A 13,233-nucleotide genomic window follows, 5' to 3' on the forward strand; every position below is an offset into this window, starting at 1 on the left:
CGATGTCGGTCACCCGCGTCACCCTACTCGCCGGTACCTTCCTGGGGGGCCTGATCGAGGAGACCGGCGTCGTGGACGAGGAGGGCGATCTGGACCCGGTTGTTGAGGCCGAGCTTGGCGAGCAGCCGGGAGACGTACGTCTTCACCGTCGGCACGCTCATGTACAGCTCGGCGGCGATCTCGGCGTTGGAGGCGCCGCGGCCGACGGCGACGGCGACCTGCCGCTCGCGGTCGGCGAGCCCGGCGAGGCGTTCGGCGGCGCCGGCCCGGCGGGGCCGGGCCTCGGGGCGGCCGGCGACCTGGCTCATCAGCTGGCGGGTGACGGCCGGGGAGAGCACGGGGTCGCCGGCGGCGACCCGGCGGACGGCGGCGACGATCTCGGCGGGCGGGGTGTCCTTGAGGACGAACCCGGCGGCGCCGGCGCGCAGCGCGCGCACCACCTGCTCGTCGGCGTGGAAGGTGGTCAGGACGATCACCTCGGGGGCGCCGGGGCGGGCGCGCAGCAGTTCGGTGGCGGTGAGTCCGTCGACGTGCGGCATGCGGATGTCCATGAGGACGACGTCGGGGGCGAGCCGGGCGACGAGGTCGGGGACCTCGCTCCCGTCGGAGCCCTCGCCGACGATCTCGATGGACGCGTCGCCGCCGAGCATCAGGGTGAGGCCCGCGCGGACCAGGGGGTCGTCGTCGACGAGGAGCAGCCGGATGGTCATGGGGGCCACGGTAGCCAGGCGGTGAGGGCGAAGCCGCCGCCGGGGGCCGGGCCGTGGTCGAGGCGCCCGCCGGCGAGGGCGGCCCGCTCGGAGAGTCCGATGAGTCCCTGGCCCGAGCCGGGGACGTGCGGCACGGGTCCGTCGGGCGCCGGGTTGCTGACCTCGACGGTGAGCCCGTCGCCGGGCCGGCCGCGCAGCACGACGGTGACCCGGGCGCCGGGGGCGTGCTTGCGGGCGTTGGTGAGGCCCTCCTGGGCGATGCGGTAGACGGTGCGGCCGGTGGCGGCGGGTACGGCGCCGGGGTCGTCGACCGTGGAGTCCAGGACGACCGTCATCCCGGCCTCGCGGGACTCGTCGACGAGCGCGCCGAGGGTGGCGAGGGTCGGCTGCGGCCGGTCGCCGCCGCCGCTCTCCTCCCCGGGGGCGCGCAGCACGCCGATGATCTCGCGCAGGTCCTGGAGGGCGTCGTGGGCGCTGTCGCGGATGACGCCGGCGGCGCGGGCGATCTGCTCGGGCGGGGCGTCGGGCCGGAACTCCAGGGCGCCGGCGTGGACGCTGAGCAGGGTGAGCCGGTGGGCGAGGACGTCGTGCATCTCGCGGGCGATGGCCTCGCGGGCGAGCCGCTGGGCCTGGGCGGCCCGCAGCTCGGCCTCGGCCTCGGCCCGCTCGGCGCGCTCGCGCAGCGCCTCGACGAGTTGGCGGCGGGCCCGGACGAGCATGCCCCAGGCGGTGACGAGGAGGGTGAGGGAGGCGCCGAGGACGATGCCGAGGGTGGCGCCGGTCTCGGGGTCGGGGCGGATGAAGACGGTGGCGAACGCGCCGGCGAGGGCGATCCCGAGGATCCAGGCGATCTCCCGGAAGGGCCGCCGGACGGCGACGCTGAAGAGGCTCGCCAGCATGGCGCCGGCGGCGACCGGGACGAGGGCGCCGACGACGGCGAGCACCGCGGCGAGCCCGACGGGCCACCGGCGGCGCAGCCACAGCGCGCAGCAGGCGAGGGCGCCGACGATCTGGTCCACCAGGTTGACGGCGTCGCTGTTGTAGCGGGCGCTGGTGTCGAGGGCGACGAGCCCGAAGAAGGCGGCGAGCAGGAAGACCACGGTGTCGACGACCCAGTCGCGGACGGTGCGGCGCGGCCGGGCGGCCCCGCTCCCGCCCGGTTCGACCAGGTGGGAGGGGAGCAGCCAGCGCTGCCGGTCCGTTCGCGTCATATCCGCAATGTACGCAGCCGGGGCCCGGCGCACCGGTCCGCGCCGCCCGTCCGCTACCGAAGTCGCGCGGGTCGATACTTCGGTCGCGGGGCGGTGGACCGGTGGCCGACGCGGCGGGCCGGGCGGCGCGCCCATGATCGCCGCATGAGGAGATTTCTTGAGGTGACCGGCTTCCTGCTCACCGTCTTCGGGGTCTGCGGTGTGGTGCGGGAGCTGACGGACGGCTGGTTCTCGTTCATGGGCGCGACGCGCTTCCTGACCGAGCACGTGGGGTTCCTGGAAGGCCGCGAGGTCTTCGCGAACATCGTGATCGCCGTGCTCGGGCTGGTCCTGATGATCGTCTCGGAGCGGGCCGAGAAGAGGTCCTGAGCCTGCCTGATCCGAAAGTCAGGGCCTAGGCGCGGGAGGCGGCGTCCAGGTGCTCGGCGAGCCGGCGCTGGGAGCCGCCGCTCGCGGTGAGCCCGGCGCCCAGGGCGGCGAACGGGACGGAGCCGCCGAGCAGGGCCATCAGGAGCGGCCAGTCGCGCTCCTCGGCGCAGCTGCCGTCGTGGGCGTATTCGCTGGTGATCAGGGCGGGGCAGTCGTAGCCGTCGCCGTCCTCGTCGTACGGGGTGACCAGGAGGACGGCGAACCAGGCCCAGAGGAGCCCGGCGACGGCGAGGAGGCCGAGGCCCCACGCCTGGGTGCGGCGGGCGCGGGTGAGCAGCGGCGATTCGGCGGTGGTGGCGGTCGAATTGTTTGGCATGGACAGAACCTATCGGGCGTCCGCGTCGGCGCTCCGGCGACCCCAGGCGGTGCCGGTGAGGACCAGGACCGCGCCCGCGAGGCCGAGGACGCCGGGCCGGTCGCCGGCCAGGGCGATGCCGGCGAGGGCGGCCCACAGCGGCTCGGTGCCGAGCAGCAGGCTGACCCGGGAGGCGGAGGTGCGGCGGACGGCCCACATCTGCACGAAGAAGGCGAAGAGGGTGCAGAAGACGGAGAGGAAGAGCAGGCCGGCCCACTCGCGGGGGCCGAAGTCCAGTGCCGCCGCCCAGGGGGTGGTGCCGCCGCCGGCCGCGGCGAGGGCGGCGAAGACGAGGACGGCGGTGCCGAGCTGGACGGTGGTCAGGGAGAGCGAGTCGGCCGACCGGACCGCCTCGATCCGGGCCATGGCGAGGACGTGCACGGTCCGGGCCACCGCCGCGAGCAGGATCAGCAGGTCGCCGAGGGAGGGGGCGGTGAAGCCCGCGCCCTGGGTGAGCAGGACGACGCCGGCGACGGAGAGCCCGGCGGCGCCGAGGAAGCCGCGGGACGGCCGGATCCGGGTGACGGCGGCCTCGGCGAGCGGGGTGAAGATCATGGTGAGGCTGATGATCAGGCCCGCGTTGGTGGCGGAGGTGTGGACGACCCCGTAGGTCTCAAGGAGGAAGATCCCGGCGAGGATCGCGCCGAGCAGGGCGGCACCGCGCCACTGGGCGCCGGTCAGGGCCCGCAGGCCCTTCCACCCGGCGGCGACCAGGACCGGCACCACCAGCGCGAACCGCAGCACCAGGACGGCGATGACGGTGTGGCCGGTGGTGATGCCCTTGGCCGCGAGGTAGCTGCCGCCCCAGAACACGGCGACGAGCAGCAGCGGAAGGTCGGTGAGCCAGGCGCGGCGCCGGGCGCCGAAGGGGACGGGTCCGGCGTACGGCGAAGCGGACGAAGCGGCCATGTCGGTACGGGTCTCCAACTCTTCGGAAGGGGTGGAGACTTCGGCGGCTCGCACGCGGGACGCTCACCGTACCCGGCGATGCCCGTGGCGACTACACCCTTTTCTCAGGCGTAGCTGCCGTACGTGGGGCGGCCCGCGCGCTCGTACGTGTGGAGGGCGACGCCGGTGCTCGTGACGACGGCCTCGGTGAGCCGGAAGGCGGTCGGCCGAGCCCCCTCGGCGAAGAGGCGGTAGCCGGTGCCGAGGACCACCGGGAAGAGGTGCAGGTGGAGGGTGTCGATGAGGTCGTGGGCGAGCAGCGTGCGGGCGAGTCCGCCGCTGCCGTGCATCTGGATCTCGCCGTCGAGGCGCTCCTTGAGCGCGGCGACCTCCTCGACGACGTCCCCGCGCAGCAGGGTCGTGTGGGCCCAGTCGGCGGAGTCGAGGGTGGTGGTGGCGACGTACTTGGGCAGGGCGTTGAGCTTGCTCGCGACGGGGTCGGCCGGGTCGTCGTGCTTCGGCCAGTACCCCGCGAAGATCTCGTAGGTGCGGCGGCCCAGGAGGAAGGCGGTGGGCCGGGAGAAGATCCCGTCGATGTGCCGGCCGAAGTCCTCGTCGCCGAAGGGCACGGACCAGCCGCCGTGCTCGAAGCCGCCGCTGCGGTCCTCGTCGGGACCGCCGGGGGCCTGGTAGACGCCGTCGAGGGTGAGGAACTGGGTGAGGCTGAGGGTGGCCATGACGGTTGCCTTTCGGTCGGTGGGAACGCTGTCTCCCATCCGTATCGACCCGGCCCGGCGCCGCAACTCATCGGTGCGCGCGGAAGTCGGCGTCCGATGCCCGCCAGCGGCGGCTCCCCGCCCCCGCTTTCCTTGAATCCGCAACCAGTTGGGTGATGTCGAGGAGGCGGGAAATGTCCACGGTGAACACGGTGAACACGATGGACGGGGCGGCGGTCCTGGTGACGGGCGGCAGCCGCGGCATCGGCGCGGCGACGGCGGTCCGGCTCGCCCGGGAGGGCGCCGACGTGGCCTTCACGTACGTACGGGACGAGGCGGCGGCCAAGGAGGTCGCGGCCCGCATCGAGGCGGCCGGCCGGCGGGCGCTGCCGCTGCGCGCGGACGCGGGCGACGCCGGGGCGGTGGCGGGCGTGGTGCACCGGGCGGCGGACGACCTGGGGCGGCTCGACGTCCTGGTGAACAACGTCGGCATCGGCGTCCTCGGCCCGCTGGGCGAGCTGACCCTCGCCGATGTGGACCGGGTGCTCGCGGTGAACGTCCGGGCCACGTTCCTCGCCTCCCAGGCGGCGGCGGAGCGGCTGCCGGACGGCGGCAGGATCGTCACGATCGGCACCTGCATGACCCGGCGCGTGCCGGGCCCCGGCGGCACGCTGTACACCCTGAGCAAGTCCGCCCTGGTGGGCCTGACGCGGGCGCTGGCGCGCGAACTCGGCGGGCGCGGGATCACCGCGAACATCGTCCACCCGGGCCCGGTCGACACCGACCTCAACCCGGCGGACGGCCCGTACGCGGAGGGCCAGGCGGCCATGACGGCCCTGGGCCGCTTCGGCACCCCGGACGAGGTGGCCGCCGCCGTCGCGTACCTGGCGGGCCCGGAAGGCCGCTACGTGACGGGCGCGGAACTGTCGGTGGACGGCGGCCACGCGGCCTGACGGGGGGCGGGGACCTGAGCCTGGCGGGCGAGCCCGGCCTTCACCCGAGGGGCTGAGCCTCGTCCGAGGGGCTGAGCTTCACCCGACGGGCCGGCGAGTGAGCCGAAGGGGCGCGCCGGGGGAACGGGTCCGAGCGCGCGGAGCCTCCCGAGGAACGAGGGAGGCGAGCACGGTCGGGCCCGTGAGCCCGGCACGAAGCGCCCCGGAGGCGAACCGAGCCCAAAAAAAACACAGAGGGCGCACCGGTGCTGTCGGGTCGGTGCGCCCTCCCGGCCGGGCGGGGTGTCGTACCCGCCCGGTCAGGGGCCGGCCGGTGTCGGCCGGCCGGGCCCCCGAGTCGTACGGGCTCCCGGTCAGCCGCCCAGTTCCTGGTGGCGGGCCGTGAGGCGGGACGCGCCCGTCTCGGTGAGGGAGCCGAAGAGGCGGAGGCGGGAGATGCCGCCGTCCGGGTAGATGTCGATCCGCACCCGGGAGCCGACCGCGGGCGTGTCGAGGACGAAGCGGTGGTTGGTGTCGGGCTGGAGCCGGGTCCGGGGCAGGATCTCGGTCCAGTCGTCGGAGCCCTCGGCGGCGACGGAGAGCGCGGCCCAGCCGGCGCTGTTGCCCTTGAGGTACGCGGTGTCGATCTCGACGGCGCGGATCTCGGACTCGGCGGCGAGCGCGTAGCGGATCCAGTCGTTGCCCTTGTCGCGGCGGCGGCGGGTCTCCCAGCCGTCGTCCATCTTGCGGGAGCGGCCCGGCTGGATGGTGTTGGTGGCCGGTGAGTAGAAGCGGTCGGAGGCGTCCTCGACCTGCCCGCCGTTCTCCAGGGCGGCGAGGTCGAAGGTGCCGAGCACGCCCAGCCACGCCGGGTCGGGGGCGACCTCGCCGTACACGCGGAGGCGGGCGATGCCGCCGTCCGGGTGCTGGTTGACGCGGAGGTGGGTGAAGCGCTGCTCGACGTCGACGGCGAAGCCGTTCGCCGCGTGGCCGCCGATGGCGGTGCGCGGGACGAGGGTCGTCCACTTCACGTCGTCGGCGAGCAGGTCCTCGGGCGACGGCGAGCCGGGTACGGAGGCGGCCTCGACGGAGACGGCCTGCGGGTAGTTGCCGCGGAAGTGGGCGGTGTCGACGACGATGCCGCGGATCACGCCGGGCGCGCCGAGCCGGACGAGCGCCCAGTCGTGGTCCTCGGCGGTGGGGTGCGGCTCGGCGGCGGAGACGCCGCGCCGGCGGCGGGTCTCCCAGCCGTCCATGATCTTGCCCTTGTGGCCGAAGTGCTCGGGGTCGAACTCGGCGGCCTCGGGCTTCAGCAGGTTCTCGCGCTCGGCGAAGAACTCGTCGTTGGCGGCGATGACGCCGGCGCCGAGGCGGCGGTCGGCGAGGTCCGCGTACTGGGTGAAGGGGAACTCGGCCGTGCGGTAGTCGGCGTACGGGTCGCCGCCGCCGTACGGGCTGGCGTCGCCGGTGAAGGAAGGTATGCCGGTGCTCACGGGTCAGTTGTTCCTTTCGAGGAGACGGCCGGAGGGCTCGGCCAGGGTGCCGCGGTCGTTGATCTTCTCGCCGCGCAGCCAGGTGGCGGCGACCACGCCGTGGAGGGTCTTGCCGGCGTAGGCGGTGATGCGGTTGCGGTGCTGGAGCTCGACGGGGTCGACGGTGAAGGTGGCGTCGGGGTCGACGACGGCGAAGTCGGCGTCGCGGCCGGCCTCGATGGCGCCCTTGCGGTCCAGGCCGGCGAGGCGGGCCGGGCCGGCGGACATCCAGCGGACCACGTCCTCCAGGGAGTGGCCGCGGCGGCGGGCCTCGGTCCAGATCGCCGGGAGACCGAGCTGGAGCGAGGAGATCCCGCCCCAGGCGGAGGAGAAGTCCGGCGTCTTCAGGTCGGCCGTCGAGGGCGAGTGGTCCGACACGATGCAGTCGATCACCCCGTCCGCCAGTCCCTGCCACAGGGCGTCCTGGTTGACGGCCTCGCGGATCGGCGGGCAGCACTTGAACTCGGTGGCACCGTCGGGGATCTCCTCGGCGGTGAGGGTGAGGAAGTGGGGACAGGACTCCACCGTCACCTTCACCCCCTCCGCCTTGGCGGCGGCGATCAGCGGCAGCGCGTCCGACGACGACAGGTGCAGGACGTGGACGCGGGCGCCCAGCCGCTTGGCCTGGCCGATCAGGTTCGCGATGGCCGTGTTCTCGGCGTCGCGCGGCCGGGAGGCGAGGAAGTCGGCGTACTGCTCGGAGGACTTCTGCGGCGCCGCCGCGAGGTGGTGCGGGTCCTCGGCGTGCACGATCATCAGCCCGTCGAACCCGGCGATCTCCGCCAGCGACCGGGCCAGCTGCTCCTGGTCCAGCTCCGGGAACTCCTCCACGCCGCTGGGCGACAGGAAGCACTTGAAGCCGTAGACGCCGGCGTCGTGCAGCGGTCGCAGGTCCTTGACGTTGTCCGGCAGGGCCCCGCCCCAGAAGCCCACGTCGACGTGGGCCTTCGCCCGGGCGACCTCCTGCTTGACCCGCAGGTTCTCCACCGTGGTCGTCGGCGGCAGCGAGTTCAGCGGCATGTCGACGATCGTCGTGATGCCGCCGGCCGCCGCGGCGCGGGTGGCGGTCCAGAAGCCCTCCCACTCGGTGCGGCCCGGGTCGTTCACATGGACGTGCGAGTCGACCAGGCCCGGCAGGACGACGTGGTCGCCGACGTCCTCCAGCCGCGCGCCGGCCGGCACCTCGGCCTCGTACGGCAGCACCGCCGCGATCGTCCCGCCCGAGACGGCGATGGCCGCCGGCCGCGTGCCCTCCGGGGTGATGACCCGTGTCGAGCGCAGTACCAGGTTGACGTCCACCATGCCCCTTTCCCGTTCCGCTTCCACGAAGCAGAATTTCAACGAACTGTTGAAGGAGTCTGCGGCCGGGAGGAGAAGCCGTCAAGGGCCCGCCCGGTCCGCCCGCACCCCACCGAGCCGCCTTAGACGTTTCCACAAAGTGGAATGCGAATTTCGTACAGTAGAAGGTAGCTCCCCACAGGCGGGGTGGTCCAGATCTCCGCGGCGCAGCCGTCGACAACGGACAAACACCCCGCTGACCGGCCCGGACGCCTGGCCCCGCACACGGTGCCCGGCCCGGCGGACCGGTAGGCTGCTGCCTTGCCCGCCTGCCCCGAAAGGACCGTTGACGTGCCGACGTCCAGCGCCAGCACCACCGACGCCGCCAAGCCCGCCGCGAGCGGCGGCGTCCAGTCCCTCGAGCGCGCCTTCGATCTCCTGGAACGGATGGCCGACGCCGGGGGCGAGGTCGGGCTGAGCGAGCTCTCCGCCAGCAGCGGTCTCCCGCTGCCCACCATCCACCGTCTCATGCGCACGCTGGTCGCCTGCGGCTACGTCCGCCAGCAGCCCAACCGGCGGTACGCCCTCGGCCCCCGCCTGATCCGCCTCGGCGAGTCGGCCTCCCGCCTCCTCGGCACCTGGGCCCGCCCCTACCTGGCACGGCTGGTCGAGGAGACCGGCGAGACGGCGAACATGGCGCTCCTCGACGGCGACGAGATCGTGTACGTCGCCCAGGTGCCGTCCAAGCACTCCATGCGCATGTTCACCGAGGTCGGCCGCCGGGTGCTGCCGCACTCCACCGGCGTCGGCAAGGCGCTGCTCGCGCACACCCCGGACGACGAGGTGCGCGCCCTGCTCTCCCGCACCGGGATGCCGGCCGCCACCGAGAAGACCATCACCACGCCGGACGGCTTCCTCGCGGCGCTCGCGGCGGTCCGCGACACCGGGTACGCGGTGGACGACAACGAGCAGGAGATAGGAGTCCGCTGCCTCGCGGTCTCCGTCCCCGACTCCCCCACCGCGGCGGCGATCTCCATCTCCGGCCCGGCGGGCCGGGTCACGGAGGCGGCCACGGAGAGGATCGTCCCGATCCTCCAGCAGGTCGCCCGCGAGCTCTCCACGGCCCTCGCCAACACCGCCGGCAACGGCCAGGCGTAGCACCCGCGCCCCCGAGCACGCCGCAGCCCCCGGCCGGGGGTGCGGGGCGGGGGGGGGGGGGGCGCGCGGGGGCGGCCCCCGCGGGGGCCCGCGCAGCGCGGGGCGGGGGCGCCCCGGGAAGGCGCCGGGCCCCCGGGGGGCGGGGGGGGGCCCACCCCGGGCCCGGGGGGCCCCGCCGGGGCGCGGGGGGGCCGGGGGGCGGGGCGGGGGGGCGGCCGGCGACCGCTCGGCGCGGCCCGCCGAGGAGCCCGGCGACGCGCGCGTCGGGCGCGCCGCTTCAGGCGGCCGGCACGGCGTCGGCCGTCAGGCGTCCGTCCTCGACCGTCACCAGCCGGTCCGCCGCCGCGAGGTGGGAGCGGTCGTGGGTGACGAGGACGGTCGCCGTCCCGCGGTCCCGGGTCAGCGAGGCGAGGAGCTCGACGACCGCCGCGCCCCGCTCGTGGTCCAGCGCGCTCGTCGGCTCGTCGACGAGGAGGACCGACGGCTCGTTCATCAGCGCCCGCGCGATGTTGACCCGCTGGCGCTGGCCGCCGGAGAGCTGGTGCGGACGGCGGCCGGCCCGGTCCGCGAGGCCGACCGCGTCGAGGAGGTCCATGGCCCGGTCCCGTACCGACTTCGGCGGACGCCCGGACAGGTGGGCCATCACCTGGAGCTGTTCGGCCGCCGTCAGCGAGGGCAGCAGGTTCGGCTGCTGGAAGACGATCCCGATGGACGTCCGGCGCAGCGCCGCCCGGCCCGCCGCGTCGAGCCCGGCCGTGTCCGTGCCCGCCACGACGACCCGGCCCCGGTCGGGGGTGACGAGCGTCGCGGCGACGGCGAGCAGGCTGGACTTGCCGGAGCCGGAGGGGCCGACGACGGCGGTGAGCCGGCCCGGCGGGACGGTGAGGGAGACCTCGTCGAGGGCGGTCAGCCGCCCGTCCCCGTCCGGGTAGGTGAGGGTGACGGCATCGAGTTCGAGGCTCATCGGACGCTCCCGAGCGCGGTGAGGGGATCGACGGCGGTGATCCGCCGGATGGACAGGGCGGAGCCGATCGCGCCGAGCACGATGATGACGGCGGCCGGCCCGAGGACGGTGAGCGGCGAGAGGACGAAGGGCACGTCGCCGCCGCTGACGAGGGCGCCGATGCCGAGCGCGAGGCCGGTGCCCAGCAGCGTCCCCGCCACCAGCATCAGCACCGCCTGCCCGAGCGCGTCCCGCAGCAGATAGGGCGTGGAGGCGCCGAGCGCCTTGAGGACGGCGACGTCACCGCTGCGCTGGATGGTCCAGACGGTGAAGAAGGCCCCTATGACGAGCGCGGAGATCACGAAGAGGAAGCCGCGCATCAGCTGCAGGGAGCCGTTCTCGGCCTGGTAGGACCCTATGGCGGTGAGGGCGTCGTCGACGGTCCGCGCCTCGGTGCCGACGGCGGCGTCGCCGGCGGCCCAGTCGGCGCCGTCGCCGCGCAGGGCGATCACCGTCGCCTGCTCCTCCGTCGTCGTGCCGCTGTGGCCGAGCTGCTGCCAGTCGTCGAGCGCGGTCCACACGACGGGCGTGTGGCTGTACGAGGCGTCACCGGCGACGGCGGCGACGGTGACCTCCAGCGGGCCGAGCCGGACCGTGTCCCCGGCGCGCGCGTCCAGCTCCTCGGCCGCCGACTCGGACAGGACGGCCCTGCCCGGGGCGACGGCACCGGGCGCGAGGCCGTCGCCCGGCTCCGTACCGAAGGCGGAGACGGCGGCGGTCCGCTCGCCGGCGGCCGCGTTGACGGTGCGGATGCCCAGCGGCGCCGCCGCGGTCACCCCGGGCCGCTCCTCCCACGCGGTCCACTGCCGCTCCGTCACCGTGGAGTTGGTGAACGAGACCGACTGTCCGGCGGGCGGCGCCGCGAACGCGATCCGGTCGGCGGGCAGGCCGGTGACCGCGGAGACGTTCTCCCGCGCGAGTCCGGCCGTCAGCCCGGAAAGGAGCCCCACGAGCAGGGTGATCAGCACGATCACCGTGCCCATGAGGGCGAACCGCCCCTTGGCGAATCTCAGGTCTCTCCATGCCACGAACATGGGGCCAAGCCTGGCCGCCGCGACCCCCCGCGGACATCGCGCCACGGATGGCTCCGTTTTCAAACTTTCGATTGACCCACCACCCCCACCCCCCTTCTACGCTGGTGAGGTCATGGAACCCTGCTCCTCCCTCCCACCCGCCCGGCGCACCCTCACCCCCGCCCTCCGCGCCCTGCGCCTCTGCCTCCACCTCCTCATGGCGGGGCTGCTGGTGCTGGCGGCGGTCCGCGCCCACTCCACGGCCGGGACCGTCCTCGCGGTGCTGACCGGCGCGGTGTACGCGGCCGGGGCCTGGCTCCCCTCCGTGCGGCGGTCGCAGCGGGCCGCGGCCGGCTGGCTCGCGGTCCTGGCGCTCGCCTGGCTGGCGCTGCTGTGGGCGACGCCGGAGGCGCTGTGGCTGGCCTTCCCGCTGTACTTCCTCCAGCTGCACCTGCTGCCCACCCGCTGGTCGCTGCCGGCGGTCGCGCTGACGGCGGGCGCGGCGATCCTCTCGTACGTCGGGCACGGCGCCGCGCTGAACCCGGGGGTCTTCATCGGCCCGCTGCTCGGCGCCGCCGTGGCCGTGGCGACCGTCCTCGGCTACCAGGCGCTGTACCGGGAGAGCGAGCGGCGGCGGCAGCTGATCGAGGAGCTGATCGCCACCCGGGCCGAGCTGGCGGCGGCCGAGCGGCACGCGGGGACGCTGGCCGAGCGGGAGCGGCTGGCCCGGGAGATCCACGACACGCTCGCGCAGGGGCTCTCCTCGATCCAGCTGCTGCTGCGGGCGGCCGAGCGGGCGCTGCCGGCGGGTTCGCCGGCGGCCGGGCACATCGACCGGGCGCGGCAGGCCGCGCAGGACAATCTGGCGGAGGCGCGCCGGTTCGTGCGGGCGCTGACGCCGCCGGATCTGGAGCACGGTTCGCTGGCGGCGGCGCTGGAGCGGCTGTGCGAGCCGGGCGCGGGGCCGCGGGTGCGGTTCTCGGTGAGCGGGACGCCGGTGGAGCTGCCGACGCCGTACGAGGTGGCGCTGCTGCGGATCGCGCAGTCGGCGCTGGGGAACACGGTGCGGCACGCGTCGGCCTCGCGGGCGGAGATCACCTTGTCGTTCATGGACGCGTCGGTGACCCTGGACGTGGTCGACGACGGCCGGGGCTTCGACCCCGCCTCCGTCCACCCGTCCTCGGACGGCGGTTTCGGGCTGCCGGCGATGCGCTCGCGGGCGGAGTCGCTGGGCGGCACGTTCACCGTCGAGTCGGCGCCCGGCCAGGGCACCGCCGTCGCCGTCTCCCTCCCCCTCCCCGCTGGAGCGTGAAGCATGACGATCCGACTCCTGCTCGCCGACGACCACCCGGTGGTACGGGCGGGGCTGCGCGCGGTCCTGGACACGGAGCCCGGCTTCACCGTGGTCGGCGAGGCGGCGACGGCGGAGCGCGCGGTGGAGCTGGCGGCGGCCGGGGGCGTGGACGTGGTCCTGATGGACCTCCAGTTCGGCGCGGGGATGCACGGTTCGGAGGCGACGGCGGCGATCACCGCCGTACCGGGCGGGCCGCGGGTGCTGGTGCTGACGACGTACGACACGGACGCGGACATCCTGGCGGCGGTGGAGGCCGGGGCGTCGGGCTATCTGCTGAAGGACGCGCCGCCGGAGGAGCTGGCGGCGGCGGTGCGGACGGCGGCGGCCGGCCAGTCGGCGCTCGCCCCGGCGGTGGCGCACCGGCTGATGGACCGGATGCGGACCCCGGCGGAGGCGCTGACCAAGCGGGAGCTGGAGGTGCTCCAGCTGGTCGGCGAGGGCCTGTCGAACCAGCAGATCAGCAAGGTGCTCTTCCTCAGCCAGGCGACGGTGAAGTCCCATCTGGTGCACGTCTTCGCCAAGCTGGGCGTGGACTCGCGGACGGCCGCGGTGGCGGCGGCCCGCGAGCGGCGGCTGTTTCCGCGCGAGGCGGGTGCTTGGGGCCGGGCCGGGTCAGTGGGGGGGGGGGGGGGGGGGCCGGGGGGGGGCGGCGAG

At 74.9% G+C, this 13,233-nt stretch carries 13 protein-coding genes and 1 pseudogene; 5 read left to right on the forward strand and 9 right to left on the reverse strand.

The window, feature by feature from the left end; all coding sequences use genetic code 11:
* Positions 1-23: 23 nt before the first annotated feature.
* Together ACFW1I_RS21845 and ACFW1I_RS21850 are read right to left on the reverse strand one after the other, a co-directional pair.
* Complete coding sequence (locus tag ACFW1I_RS21845; protein WP_384672444.1) at positions 24-710, reverse strand: response regulator; 687 nt, start codon at positions 708-710, stop codon at positions 24-26.
* Positions 707-1,921 (reverse strand): sensor histidine kinase, encoded by a 1,215-nt coding sequence (locus ACFW1I_RS21850; RefSeq protein ID WP_384672446.1) that lies wholly within the window; start codon positions 1,919-1,921, stop codon positions 707-709. The genes ACFW1I_RS21845 and ACFW1I_RS21850 overlap by 4 nt, the downstream gene beginning before the upstream one ends.
* 144 nt (positions 1,922-2,065) lie before the next feature.
* Here ACFW1I_RS21850 and ACFW1I_RS21855 point away from each other — a divergent pair, with 144 nt between their 5' ends.
* On the forward strand, positions 2,066-2,290 hold the full coding sequence (locus ACFW1I_RS21855; protein ID WP_384672449.1) for a hypothetical protein: 225 nt from the start codon (positions 2,066-2,068) through the stop codon (positions 2,288-2,290).
* A gap of 25 nt (positions 2,291-2,315) precedes the next feature.
* On the opposite strand, the gene ACFW1I_RS21860 is transcribed toward ACFW1I_RS21855, so the two are convergent.
* The 3 genes from ACFW1I_RS21860 to ACFW1I_RS21870 form a co-directional block, all read right to left on the reverse strand.
* Positions 2,316-2,666, reverse strand: coding sequence for a hypothetical protein (locus ACFW1I_RS21860; protein WP_384672452.1), 351 nt, complete (start codon positions 2,664-2,666; stop codon positions 2,316-2,318).
* A 9-nt stretch (positions 2,667-2,675) separates the two neighbouring features.
* Positions 2,676-3,614, reverse strand: coding sequence for a DMT family transporter (locus ACFW1I_RS21865; protein ID WP_384672454.1), 939 nt, complete (start codon positions 3,612-3,614; stop codon positions 2,676-2,678).
* A gap of 104 nt (positions 3,615-3,718) precedes the next feature.
* Positions 3,719-4,330, reverse strand: a complete 612-nt coding sequence (locus ACFW1I_RS21870) for a dihydrofolate reductase family protein (RefSeq protein WP_384672457.1) — start codon at positions 4,328-4,330, stop codon at positions 3,719-3,721.
* 173 nt (positions 4,331-4,503) lie between these two features.
* On the opposite strand from ACFW1I_RS21870, the gene ACFW1I_RS21875 reads away from it, so the two are divergent.
* Entirely contained in the window at positions 4,504-5,262 is a 759-nt protein-coding gene (locus ACFW1I_RS21875) for an SDR family NAD(P)-dependent oxidoreductase (protein WP_384672460.1), read from the forward strand.
* A gap of 353 nt (positions 5,263-5,615) precedes the next feature.
* Here ACFW1I_RS21875 and alc read toward each other — a convergent pair whose 3' ends face one another.
* Together alc and allB are read right to left on the reverse strand one after the other, a co-directional pair.
* A complete protein-coding gene (alc, locus tag ACFW1I_RS21880; RefSeq protein WP_384672463.1) occupies positions 5,616-6,734 on the reverse strand; it encodes an allantoicase in 1,119 nt (372 codons plus the stop codon).
* Positions 6,735-6,737: 3 nt separating this feature from the next.
* On the reverse strand, positions 6,738-8,075 hold the full coding sequence (allB, locus tag ACFW1I_RS21885) for an allantoinase AllB (protein ID WP_384672466.1): 1,338 nt from the start codon (positions 8,073-8,075) through the stop codon (positions 6,738-6,740).
* A 327-nt stretch (positions 8,076-8,402) separates the two neighbouring features.
* Between allB and ACFW1I_RS21890 the strand changes: the two genes are divergently transcribed.
* Positions 8,403-9,209, forward strand: a complete 807-nt coding sequence (locus tag ACFW1I_RS21890; protein WP_384672469.1) for an IclR family transcriptional regulator — start codon at positions 8,403-8,405, stop codon at positions 9,207-9,209.
* Positions 9,210-9,486: 277 nt separating this feature from the next.
* On the opposite strand, the gene ACFW1I_RS21895 is transcribed toward ACFW1I_RS21890, so the two are convergent.
* Both ACFW1I_RS21895 and ACFW1I_RS21900 read right to left on the reverse strand, forming a co-directional pair.
* A complete protein-coding gene (locus ACFW1I_RS21895; RefSeq protein WP_384672471.1) occupies positions 9,487-10,173 on the reverse strand; it encodes an ABC transporter ATP-binding protein in 687 nt (228 codons plus the stop codon).
* The gene (locus ACFW1I_RS21900) at positions 10,170-11,246 is read right to left on the reverse strand and encodes an ABC transporter permease (RefSeq protein ID WP_384672473.1); all 1,077 of its coding nucleotides are present in this window, start codon (positions 11,244-11,246) and stop codon (positions 10,170-10,172) included. Before ACFW1I_RS21900 ends, ACFW1I_RS21895 begins: the two co-directional genes overlap by 4 nt.
* 112 nt (positions 11,247-11,358) lie before the next feature.
* On the opposite strand from ACFW1I_RS21900, the gene ACFW1I_RS21905 reads away from it, so the two are divergent.
* Together ACFW1I_RS21905 and ACFW1I_RS21910 are read left to right on the forward strand one after the other, a co-directional pair.
* The gene (locus ACFW1I_RS21905) at positions 11,359-12,537 is read left to right on the forward strand and encodes a sensor histidine kinase (protein ID WP_384672476.1); all 1,179 of its coding nucleotides are present in this window, start codon (positions 11,359-11,361) and stop codon (positions 12,535-12,537) included.
* A gap of 3 nt (positions 12,538-12,540) precedes the next feature.
* Positions 12,541-13,164 (forward strand): annotated as a pseudogene (locus ACFW1I_RS21910) (response regulator); the annotation flags it as partial.
* Positions 13,165-13,233 lie beyond the last annotated feature (69 nt).

Origin of the sequence: Streptomyces sp. NPDC058955 (assembly GCF_042741435.1) — a bacterium.
Taxonomy (GTDB): Bacteria; Actinomycetota; Actinomycetes; order Streptomycetales; family Streptomycetaceae; genus Streptomyces.

Coding starts and splice junctions, on each gene's coding strand:
- ACFW1I_RS21845 (WP_384672444.1), bottom strand. CDS start 710: ATGACCATCCGGCTGCTCCTCGTCGACGACGACCCCCTGGTCCGCGCG.
- ACFW1I_RS21850 (WP_384672446.1), bottom strand. CDS start 1,921: ATGACGCGAACGGACCGGCAGCGCTGGCTGCTCCCCTCCCACCTGGTC.
- ACFW1I_RS21855 (WP_384672449.1), top strand. CDS start 2,066: ATGAGGAGATTTCTTGAGGTGACCGGCTTCCTGCTCACCGTCTTCGGG.
- ACFW1I_RS21860 (WP_384672452.1), bottom strand. CDS start 2,666: ATGCCAAACAATTCGACCGCCACCACCGCCGAATCGCCGCTGCTCACC.
- ACFW1I_RS21865 (WP_384672454.1), bottom strand. CDS start 3,614: ATGGCCGCTTCGTCCGCTTCGCCGTACGCCGGACCCGTCCCCTTCGGC.
- ACFW1I_RS21870 (WP_384672457.1), bottom strand. CDS start 4,330: ATGGCCACCCTCAGCCTCACCCAGTTCCTCACCCTCGACGGCGTCTAC.
- ACFW1I_RS21875 (WP_384672460.1), top strand. CDS start 4,504: ATGTCCACGGTGAACACGGTGAACACGATGGACGGGGCGGCGGTCCTG.
- allB (WP_384672466.1), bottom strand. CDS start 8,075: ATGGTGGACGTCAACCTGGTACTGCGCTCGACACGGGTCATCACCCCG.
- ACFW1I_RS21895 (WP_384672471.1), bottom strand. CDS start 10,173: ATGAGCCTCGAACTCGATGCCGTCACCCTCACCTACCCGGACGGGGAC.
- ACFW1I_RS21900 (WP_384672473.1), bottom strand. CDS start 11,246: ATGTTCGTGGCATGGAGAGACCTGAGATTCGCCAAGGGGCGGTTCGCC.
- ACFW1I_RS21905 (WP_384672476.1), top strand. CDS start 11,359: ATGGAACCCTGCTCCTCCCTCCCACCCGCCCGGCGCACCCTCACCCCC.